Consider the following 10128-nt stretch of genomic DNA (forward strand, 5'->3'; position numbering starts at 1 on the left):
TTACTAGAAGAGAAAAGGACGGATATGACACTTCCTATTTTTCACTCAAACAACGTTCCACATTCTCAGTCGGATTATTTATCTGAGCTCTGGAGGAAGATTGAAAAAAATGAACGGCGTAATCAAAAGGCCGAGCTCAAGGTCAATCAGCTTTTTTCTGAATACAAAGATAAACTGACTCCCTATGATAAAAAGCTCGACCATCTTCACTGTGCCTGGGTTAAGCACTTGATGTCATTTTTGACCTCAAAAAAACTCAAAACCAATATCCGCAATCGCTTGATGCAAGCGATTGAACAGGAGTTAATTGACTTGCTTGATCGCCCTTTTATCAATGATAGAGACAAAGTCGAGGCGTTATGCGAAGAGTATGAAACCTATCATAATAAAGTATTTCAGAAAGAGAAACAGCAAGCGCTCAATGCAGCTTGTCGAGAATTTGAAAACGGCATGAAGGAGATGTTCGGCGCTGATATTGATTTACCCCACAAAAAAATCCGTGAAATTCTGGCTTCTGGTGATCCATTCGCCATTGAAGCTTTTATCAGTGCCTTATGGGCCTCTTTTGTTAAACATAATAACGACTCATTTTCACCACGAGCCCAAAATGAGGACGATTGGGACGATTTTGAATTCGATTATTTTGAGAGTGAAGACGACGACGCGCTTAACATCAAAGAAATGTTCCGAGGTACTCAACTCAACAAAATGTACAAACGCATTGCGAGTGTTATCCATCCAGATAAAGAGTCTGACCCGTTAAAGAAAGAAGATAAACATCGTTTAATGCAGAAACTGGCGGTGGCCAAACGAGAGAATGATGTGATGACCTTAGTCCGAATGCTGACAGAATATGTCCCCGATTCTGAGCACCTTCTTGATGAAACAACTTTAGTGAGAATGGAGCATTTGCTCGAAATGAAGCTCCTGGATTTAAATCGGGCCCACCGTGACATCTTTAGCCAACAAGGAGTTAAGTCTCAAGTCTGGAGACAATTCTCAGCACCAAGCAAGAAGAAGACGCAAGCCAAAATGGAAAAGTATCTTGAAATGATTGATGATTCGATAGTCTCGCTTGAAAAAAGAATAAGAAAAGTTAACAGTATCAATCAATTAAAAAAATATTTAGGATCTCTTACCTTCTATTGATTCTGTGTCTAGAAAAGAGGCTTAATCATGGTGGTTTAAGAGGTTCGAAATACCGCTTGCTCACCCTTCGACTGGCTTCGCCAGCTACGGGATTGCGACGAGCGGTGCCATTAAAGTTTGAGCAGGTATATGTTCGCGTTTCCCGTTAATTTTTGAATGCGCCTTATTATTTAAGCCTTAATACACGCTGATTACGCACTCAATTTAAAATCGTGAAAAACAGCTAGGAAGCTTCAATTAAAGAGAAAGAATAAATTCATGAGTCGAAACCTTAAGCACTATCAAGCCCTTGATGAGATCGTGACGAATGCGCTTCTCGCACTGTATTTAACCATGAGTCAACAAGGTGGATATTGGACAACGAAAAGAAGAAATGAACTGTTGGTAAAATTCATCAAACCAAAAGTAAAACGGCCTCAGTTCTCGACATGTAAAAATGAACTCAAAACCATGCTCAGTATTGGCCGAAGTGTAACAGGCAACCTCGAACAAAAAATGTGGGAGGTAAATCAACTGAATCTCGGGTATCAAGCCAAGTTCTCACAGGCTGATGAACTCTATATCATGTTAACGGAATTATTTGAGCAGCATCAGTTTCCAACTATGTTGGAAGACCCCACAAAAGAAATGGAACGAGATACTCTTTACATGAAAGAAAAAAGCATAGAGCAAGGGTTTGATGAAGACAATAACCAGATAAAACCCCTGGCTATGACGGTGAAAACCCATCGGTTGGAAGCGTTAATTGAAGCGCTAAAAGCCAAAGGCTTTTATCGCGTTGAAGTTGACTCTGAAGAGAAAGATGAAGTCATTCACCTTTTATTGCACCGAGAGTGATAACGATTATACGATTGAATAGTGCCTTTCTATTTCTCGGTTTTACCTTGGGTAGACAATGTCCGACTAAATACCCATCTTCAACCTTGACTGAAAGCTTTCCCATATGACAACGCACCCAAAGCCAGTCTGACCAAATAGGTCATAAAGAGAGAGCTTTTCAATACGCAACTCTGGCTTACGCATGAACCTTTTAAAATTGGCATTAGCTAGGCTAGGTTTGCGCATAGGGTCCAATTCTCTTCTTCATTTTTCCACCTAAATCCGGATTTAGGTCTAGTATAATATACTGCGATACTCACCCTGTGACACGGAGCCTTCCATCCTAGTGGTAGGTGAAAATTTCACCCAAACCTTACGGACGCCAGTTTTCAATGCAGAGACACAATAAGAGTTTAGGACTATTCATACTTTTCTTTATGCAGACACATGCAATAATCAACATGCTATGACGAGGTTGATGGTTATATGAGATGTTCCGAAATACCCCCTTTGATCTACATGGTTACTGAAACTCAACTTGAGAGTGCTCTATCCTCTATAGCCATCAATAACTTGCATATTTACTGTGCGTTTACTCATGAAAGTTTGAACACTAAATTAATCAAAGATATTCAGTACAGCCACTTTAAATCCATAAGCTTTAGCGACGCTCGAACTATTTACCCTAAAAAAGCATCATTCTCGGATGAAGATAGGCAATAACTCATTGATATTTAGAAAAATATGCCTAAGAGGGAATATTCACAACGCTATTTTTGGAGAAAACGTGTTTCGACAATTTTTGTGTATCTTATTGATTTGTAATATTATCTCAATTTAAATGTAAATGGACTCAACATGACCGAAATGATAAAAACTTTACTTAATATCCGCTCGCTTCGTGCGTTCTCTCGTGAATTAACACTTGAGGAACTTGAAGAAGCACTGAATAAGTTAACGACCGTCTTTCTTGAACGCCAAGAGAGCGAAGAAGTAGAGCGCGAAGCTCGTGCTGAACAAGAATCCAAAGTCGCTGAAATCGCAAAGCAAATCAAGGTCGATGGTGTTAATATTGAAGCTCTTATAGAAGCTCTAGCAGGTCAATCAAAGAATAAAATAAAAGGTAAACGTAAGCCTCGCCTTGCTAAATATAGTTACACAGACGGGAACGGCATAGAAAAAACCTGGACCGGTCAAGGTCGCACCCCTTCCATAATTCAAGAACAGCTTGATGCTGGAAAATCAATTGAGGATTTCTTGATCGCGAAATAGTCGCTTCTTTCAAAACCCTCACTACACCCCCCTCAATTAAGAGGCCCAGAATTCATATAGAAACTAACAGAGCCCTTGTTTAGGTTAGTTTCTATAGGGCAGTCAGCTCACTTTAAATATCTCTCCCATTGGCCAATCTTAAAATGAATGCGTGAACAGAAATCAACCTAGAGGCGTTAATTACGTCACTGGCCTCATCAGTACCGAAACACGAGAAAACACTTATGACTATTGCAGAACAATTGCGCCAACAAGGCGAGCAACGTGGCCGCCAAGAAGGACGTCAAGAAGGTCGCCAAGAAGCCCTCAAGGAGATGGCGCACAAGATGATGCTTAATGGTCTAGATCAGGAAGCCATTATGGATGTCACAGGATTGAATAAAGACGAACTAGCACAACTTTCTCATTAGCCGAGCAAGTAAATGGCCATCAATAAAGGACTGCGCGTGGGGAGATAAATAGTTAAATCAATAAAAAATAAGGATAAGAAAAAAAACGGCGCGGGCACTTTCTTTTGTCATACGACAGGTCCCTTCTTCGATTAAACGCGGAGTCATGTGGAACCCTTTCATCACCTTCCCACTTAACGTCCACCTTCATCCGGATGGTATGACGTTGTACGAAACTTTTAGACTTTTCCTACCCATCGGCCTTATTGTTATCATATTCAGGTACTAATTGAGTGAGGGGAATTATCGCCTCACCCAACTTTCATTGTGACAACGTCATAAAAAAGACCGAAAGACTAAGGTTATTACCTTCCTTGAAGCCCTTATATAACGTTCTGGTCAAAGTTTTATAAAATATTCAACGTTTTACTGCCCACTTTTAAATCGACTCTCTTTATACCCAAACGATAAAGGTAAGAGAGTACGTCATTTTTAGAAACATTGTATTGACTACGATTTAGAAGTAATAAATATTCTTCTAACAAGTATGGAAAGTCGCTTAATCAACGCCCATGAGTAATGTCAATCTGAGTGATATGTCGGCCAAGCACGGCATTATTGTGAATCGTCCTATATTTATCGTTGGTTCATCCAATCAAGTCCCGCTTTAGACGTAAGAAACTACTCTGCTATCAATTCATTAGGAGCGACATCTTATCGCTATTAGAAAAACCAAAGCATCAAGGTTTGAACTAGCAACCTAGTGAATACGCTTTCATTATGTAATGATTTTACTTACAAAGTCATACTGTAAGAGACAAAAGATTCCGGAATAATACGTCAAATGGTCTGGGCTAAAACTTATATGGCGGTTCGTATCATTGGTGTTGAGTTTGGCTACACCAATTACGCAAACTACAAAAATAGTGCAGAATAGCTTTCGATAACATTAGCTGCAATATTCCAGAGTTTTGTCTATTTTAGCACTGCGATTGGCCATCTTCGATAACATCAAGATTTGGCCTGTACCAAAGCAAAAGGGTAACCAGCACTCTTTCTTTTGCGCTTACCGAACTCGTTGTCCAAATTTGAACTCGATGTGAGAGCCAGAGCGAATAATGAGAAAGCACTCGTCAATGGAGTGAACGTCACTGTTGAGTGCAAAGGCGGTAAGAGAAGAGCCACCATTTTAGTTGATAAGTGACATACAACATGTAACTGGCTTAGAACACGTTAAAGCTCTCTTTCATTACACTAGTAAGCACTCTAGCAGGGATTTTGTTTTGGTTCTTGTAACGGGACTGTTGCAAAAATACTGTACGGACCCTTTTTTTTAATCATCGTGGGCAACGCTTGGAACTCATATTTCTGTCATGGGTGCAGACAAAATAGGAAACAAGAACTTCCATCCTCATTGTTTGAGAAAGCATACTCTACTGTGACTATATACCTTAATGAAAAACGATTGGCGAGTTCTAGCATGCGCCAGATAAAGAGATCTATAAGATAGTTGAAGAGCCTATGTTAAATGACAGGAACAAAAGCGGCATTACCATTTTGATAACTCAAGATTAGCTTATCAAGATCCTTACATTGGCCAGTTACTTTTAATGAAATACCTACCCAAGGTAAATAAGCATGAATAAAATTAGCTTTTTAAAAATAAACAATACCATTATCGATGACATTATTGCTCTCTCAGTGGAAGAGTCTCAAAAACAACTCATTGCTAACAACGCAGAGTGGCTTGCAGAAGCCAGTTTTAACGACGATAGTATCAACTATGGTATTTACTTAAACGATAAACCTGCGGGCCTGATCTCTCTGATTGACCCTAGAATACTGGACACACACGATGAACACTTTCAAAAGGAGCATTTATATGTATGGCGCGTCATGATTGACCATCGTTTCCAAGGAAAGGGATTGGGGAGTCAAGCGATTAACTTCAGTAAGAAATACGCTTCCATTATCGGTTTAAAAGGCGTCTCCCTGACCACGATGGATAAAGAAAAAGGCAATGCGCTCTCTATTTATCAAAAACTTGGTTTTATACCAACGGGCAGAAGACTTGATGATGAAATTGAATTAATTTTTGGCTTAAAGGAATGAGTGAATAAACAAGTCAGATGGTGTGTCTGGGACGGCTATTTGGCCGCCTCATTTTATACTTAAACTGTAAATGTATTGAAGAGTTCATTCAAAAACGCTGATCCCTCGTGCACTCTCACCTCTGCCCGGTCACGGCTTAACCAAAAATCAAATTGACTCTTGTTCAATATCCGTAACCTTTAAAGACCTTGAATCGCTTCGATGAGCTTTTTGATTAGAGCATGGTCTGACTCTATCGCATTGTCATGGTGTAATTACTCTTAATTTTTTTGCTCATATTTTCAGCTATCATGCGCTAATCTAGAAAACGTTAAAGTTCCAGCTCAGTGCTCTAAAGATCGTAAAGCCTCACCTAGCAGGTCTTCTGGCGAAAGGTTAGAATGGGTGTTCATTATACTTTCGATTCTCCTTGTAGGAAAAGAATTACAAGTCTTCCCTCTACCATCAAAGTCCTCTTGTCTTCTGCCGTATGCAATGTACACATTAATGAGAGTACACTCCCTCTCTCTCACTGAGCAGGTAATTTTCCTGAGTTTTTTTTGAAGACCTTCAAACATTCTATCGAGGCTTTGGTCACTATTTGCCTTAGTAAAGTGGCCATAGACTTCAGAGATAGTGCTATTTATTGATAGCTCAAACCTATGTACTTCTTGTTTCATTTGAAATAACTCAAGTATTATTGGGATTTGTATTACACATACTATAACCAAAAACATTGAAAGTTATTGGTTAATCAATTTAGTCAGCTTTGGCTCTCTTTGTTATCAGCTCTTATCGACAAAGCTAATTGCTTGCAGTTACAAAATATATCATTGGAACTCGCCTTGAGTCGCGACGACGAGTAAAACTTCAGGTCTATGAAGCCTCTGGACATAAATGAGCTACAGCTTCCCCTAAATTAGCAATTTATAGATAACTAAAGGTATGGAAAGTCGCTTAACGTAGCGTCCAGTATTGATGGTGCAGATCAGTTATTCAAACTCCCTTTTTACGGTTCTGTTAGAAACTAGGTACATTATTGCAGCCATCATTATAATTGTGCCACCTATGATCGTGCGTAACCCCACCTCCTCAGCATAAAAAGCCCAAACTAAAAATGGTCCTAACGGTATCTCAGCTAATCCTATTAAAGCTGCCGACATAGCAGTTGTTCGAGAAACTCCTATTAAATAGACACCGAACCCTAAACCAACATTCGTCACTCCATACGCAACTAACCAATAATAGTCACTGGAAAAACCATTAATATGACTCGAAAACGGATATACAATCAGTGCGCATAAAAAGGCAGACAAGTATGTTGATTTGGCAACTTCAGCCGTTGGATAGTACTTTGCTATTATTGTCAACAACGCCATAAAAAATGTCATCCCAAATGCTAATAATAAGCCTAACTTGTCGTCGATATCCGTGGTCCCCCACATAATAAATACCACACCAAGCATAGATATGATGCAACAAAACAACGTGGTTTTATTGATTTTTTCATTAAGGAAAATAACAGAAAGAACAAATGTCGATAATGGCATCAACCCATATACAAAAGAAACATTCGCCACTGTTGTATAAAAAAAAGAGGCTATAAAACAAATCATACCTGCGGTGACAATAATTCCAATAATTAGTTCACCTTTGGTAAATATCAACATACGGCGACGCTTGATTGGTGTGCTAATAAAATAGTAGATAAATAGCACGCATATCCCGCCAAATAACGACCTCCAAAATAAAGTTGTCGGAAAATCGGTAGATATTATCCTGGTAAATAACCCTGCTGTACTCCATGCAAGGGCCGCAAAAAACACCATGACATTTCCCATTGACATCTCCTAGTTTGATGAACCATTTTTAGTACTAATAAATAGCGAAAGAACAATTTAATCTTGTTCTACAACTTCACGCTCTATATTTTCAATGTCTTCTTTATTACGTAAGAATATCTTCTGTCTAATAAAATATATACTTAAGGATATTTGCTCTCTAATGGTATAGGCGACTGGTAATTTACGTAATATTTTTTTTGGTAGTTTTGCGATTTTTCCTGGGCCCGTAATTCTGTAAATTACAGGTAGATGTGAGCCATACCAAAATTTATAAAGAACAAAAGGATTAATCAAGTGACGTAATCTTACATTACATCCAATTAACTTTGCCATTTCTGGCATATATTGTTCATAATCGACTAATCCTTTAATATTTGGCGTGAGACACATAGCACTTTCCTCATGTTGACGGTCCCTCTCTATGATATCTTTCATCTCCAAAGGCTTAGGAAGTTTTTTCTCTCCCGATAAAAGTAAGGCAAAGTAACGAGCTTGCATTTCTGAACACGCTGGAACACCTCCCTGCATCGGCCTAGCAGTTCCGATATAGGCGAGTTTGCTTCCCCAATCCGGATGTATCATATGTTTGAATAAATTTCTAACGTTAGTGATACTCACCCAAGGCTCAGTAACCTTACATTCCTCCTGAAAACCAGTGCTACACATTATTATGTCGGCTTCCATTTCTTTACCATCATCGAAAATTACTCGCTGTCCGTTTAACTGCTTTATCCCACCTACATTAACTGCAAGTCTCTTATTAATAATATCTTGGACAAATACTTCACTTTTTGTAATAAACTGATTGAAATAGCCTCCAGTTTTCAAAGCCCAATCAAAAGTTAATTTATGTTCTTCACTCAAATCACCTTCTTTTTCGTTAAGGCTTTTAATTAATTCTTTGTTATACCAACTATTCATTCCTTTTGGACCTAGCGCACAAAAGGCGTGTGCAGTATAAGCATCGTTCGTTTGCTGATTATACCAACGGTCTAAGATTGATGGATAATGCCTAATTGAGAGCGTGCATTCATTTGCAACATTCGCAATTTGGTGAGCGATGTCAGCTCCCGACTCTCCGACTCCAACACAAACAACCTTTTTATTTCTAAACTCCTCTGGGTTGGTATAGTTTGCTGAATGTAATATTTTACCAGTGAAAGTATCCTGCCCTTCATAGACTGGAATTTGTGGATTTTGTGTGATCCCAACACAAATTGCTACAGCATCATAATAAGTTGATGATTCGGTATTACAGCAGCTTACGAATACATTAAACCCATCACCCTGAGGTTCGATTTTTGTCACGGTACTATCAAACTGTATATGCTGTCTCAACTCAAATGTATCCGTATACTTTTGCAAATATTCTTCATACTCTTTTCTAGACCAAAATCGTCTCCCCTCATGAATAGATGGAGGAAGTCCTGAAAAAGCCATAAAATAATTTGATACAGTTAACATCAAAGAATCATAAGCAGTCACACTACACTTTGATGTTTTGCAAAAAACACCACCTTCTTTGTGAGATTGTTCGTAACAGGTAACATTATGCCCACTCTCAATCAATTCTTTAACGGTAACTAGGCCAGAAGGACCAGCACCTATTACGCAGACATTTTTTTTCATATTTGAACCCATAAGATATGTCCACCTTAAAATGGACGGGAAAATAAAAGTTTAATGTAAAATTACCTAAATAAATGAATCAACATTTGAATACTCGTCAATATTTGTATAGCAAATCTCTATCTCTTCCCCTTCCTTGATAGCTTCTAAGGCCACAAGTTCTGCCCAAGTCCCCATTTCATCATGCAACCATTTTACAATTGCATTAGGTGATTTTGAATGATTGCATAATGAAACCAAACCAAAAGAAATATAACCACCAACCTCATTAGTATTTGAATTTGTTTTTAAATAACATTCAGGATTCACGAAATAATGTTCGAAAACATCAGTATTGTTTATTAACTTAATCTGAGCTGCTGGAATCTCGCTTGTGGGTGACATTTCTATTAATTCAAACTTATTAATATTGGTTTTGGCAATCACAGCACGCCCTTTACCCTTAACCCAGTTGACACAGATTTTCGCGGAATCAACAAGTTGTTCATTTTTATATATATGGCAGATATTTGTGTTCATAAAAACCTCATAGGAATAAATATCTTTTAGTATTAAGCAATTTGAAATTAATTAGAAATATAAGATAGTTGAGTATCTTTTCTTAGAGCACTCACAAACATGTTAGAAAATCTTTCCATATCTTCCCTCGCTCCATTCACAATTGAATTTATAGTGTGTTCATTCATATGTTGTTGTGCACAAGCCAATGCGGCTTCTCCATGTCTCTTATCTACAACACAATGAATACGTATCCACGTACATTCCTTTTCACTCAGTTCCAACCGCTCCACCATTTTTGCTACTGCTTGTGCTAAATAGTGAATTGCATTCTCGATAACAACATTCATTCCTAAGTATTCATAGGTTTTAGCTTCTGTGAGGCTTTGTTGCGTAATTCAATGGAACTAAATCAAGAACCTACGATCTGATCAGCT

Annotated in this window: 8 protein-coding genes and 2 pseudogenes; 5 read left to right on the forward strand and 5 right to left on the reverse strand. The window is 38.4% G+C overall.

What is annotated here, in order from left to right:
* From ACED25_RS22260 to ACED25_RS22280, 5 genes and pseudogenes are all read left to right on the forward strand, one after another.
* Positions 1-1149, forward strand: a 1149-nt coding sequence (locus ACED25_RS22260; protein ID WP_371696128.1) for a hypothetical protein, incomplete at its 5' end; no start/stop codon positions are given.
* Positions 1150-1407: 258 nt separating this feature from the next.
* Positions 1408-1986: a DUF2913 family protein gene (locus ACED25_RS22265; RefSeq protein WP_016800595.1), complete on the forward strand. Its 579-nt coding sequence runs from the start codon at positions 1408-1410 to the stop codon at positions 1984-1986.
* Between the two features lie 840 nt (positions 1987-2826).
* Positions 2827-3240 carry an H-NS family nucleoid-associated regulatory protein gene (locus ACED25_RS22270; protein ID WP_069592252.1) on the forward strand — a complete coding sequence of 138 codons (414 nt, stop codon included), beginning with the start codon at positions 2827-2829 and terminating at the stop codon, positions 3238-3240.
* A gap of 164 nt (positions 3241-3404) precedes the next feature.
* Positions 3405-3650, forward strand: a pseudogene (locus ACED25_RS22275) (ISNCY family transposase); the annotation flags it as partial.
* 1617 nt (positions 3651-5267) lie between these two features.
* Positions 5268-5741: a GNAT family N-acetyltransferase gene (locus ACED25_RS22280; protein ID WP_016800590.1), complete on the forward strand. Its 474-nt coding sequence runs from the start codon at positions 5268-5270 to the stop codon at positions 5739-5741.
* Between the two features lie 59 nt (positions 5742-5800).
* Here ACED25_RS22280 and ACED25_RS22285 read toward each other — a convergent pair.
* The 5 genes and pseudogenes from ACED25_RS22285 to ACED25_RS22305 all read right to left on the reverse strand — a co-directional run.
* Positions 5801-5986: pseudogene (locus ACED25_RS22285) on the reverse strand (IS6 family transposase); the annotation flags it as partial.
* Between the two features lie 726 nt (positions 5987-6712).
* On the reverse strand, positions 6713-7561 hold the full coding sequence (locus ACED25_RS22290; protein ID WP_016800586.1) for a DMT family transporter: 849 nt from the start codon (positions 7559-7561) through the stop codon (positions 6713-6715).
* A 57-nt stretch (positions 7562-7618) separates the two neighbouring features.
* Positions 7619-9205 carry a flavin-containing monooxygenase gene (locus tag ACED25_RS22295; RefSeq protein WP_371696129.1) on the reverse strand — a complete coding sequence of 529 codons (1587 nt, stop codon included), beginning with the start codon at positions 9203-9205 and terminating at the stop codon, positions 7619-7621.
* A 54-nt stretch (positions 9206-9259) separates the two neighbouring features.
* Positions 9260-9712 (reverse strand): SET domain-containing protein-lysine N-methyltransferase, encoded by a 453-nt coding sequence (locus ACED25_RS22300; RefSeq protein WP_016800584.1) that lies wholly within the window; start codon positions 9710-9712, stop codon positions 9260-9262.
* Between the two features lie 47 nt (positions 9713-9759).
* The gene (locus ACED25_RS22305; protein ID WP_371696132.1) at positions 9760-10089 is read right to left on the reverse strand and encodes an iron-containing redox enzyme family protein; all 330 of its coding nucleotides are present in this window, start codon (positions 10087-10089) and stop codon (positions 9760-9762) included.
* Between the last annotated feature and the right edge of the window lie 39 nt (positions 10090-10128).

This window comes from Vibrio sp. 1F263 (genome assembly GCF_041439035.1).
Classification (GTDB): Bacteria; Pseudomonadota; Gammaproteobacteria; order Enterobacterales; family Vibrionaceae; genus Vibrio; species Vibrio tasmaniensis_A.

Excerpts from the sequence above, each read along its gene's own strand:
- ACED25_RS22265 (WP_016800595.1), top strand. The coding sequence starts at position 1,408 with ATGAGTCGAAACCTTAAGCACTATCAAGCCCTTGATGAGATCGTGACG.
- ACED25_RS22270 (WP_069592252.1), top strand. The coding sequence starts at position 2,827 with ATGACCGAAATGATAAAAACTTTACTTAATATCCGCTCGCTTCGTGCG.
- ACED25_RS22280 (WP_016800590.1), top strand. The coding sequence starts at position 5,268 with ATGAATAAAATTAGCTTTTTAAAAATAAACAATACCATTATCGATGAC.
- ACED25_RS22290 (WP_016800586.1), bottom strand. The coding sequence starts at position 7,561 with ATGGGAAATGTCATGGTGTTTTTTGCGGCCCTTGCATGGAGTACAGCA.
- ACED25_RS22295 (WP_371696129.1), bottom strand. The coding sequence starts at position 9,205 with ATGGGTTCAAATATGAAAAAAAATGTCTGCGTAATAGGTGCTGGTCCT.
- ACED25_RS22300 (WP_016800584.1), bottom strand. The coding sequence starts at position 9,712 with ATGAACACAAATATCTGCCATATATATAAAAATGAACAACTTGTTGAT.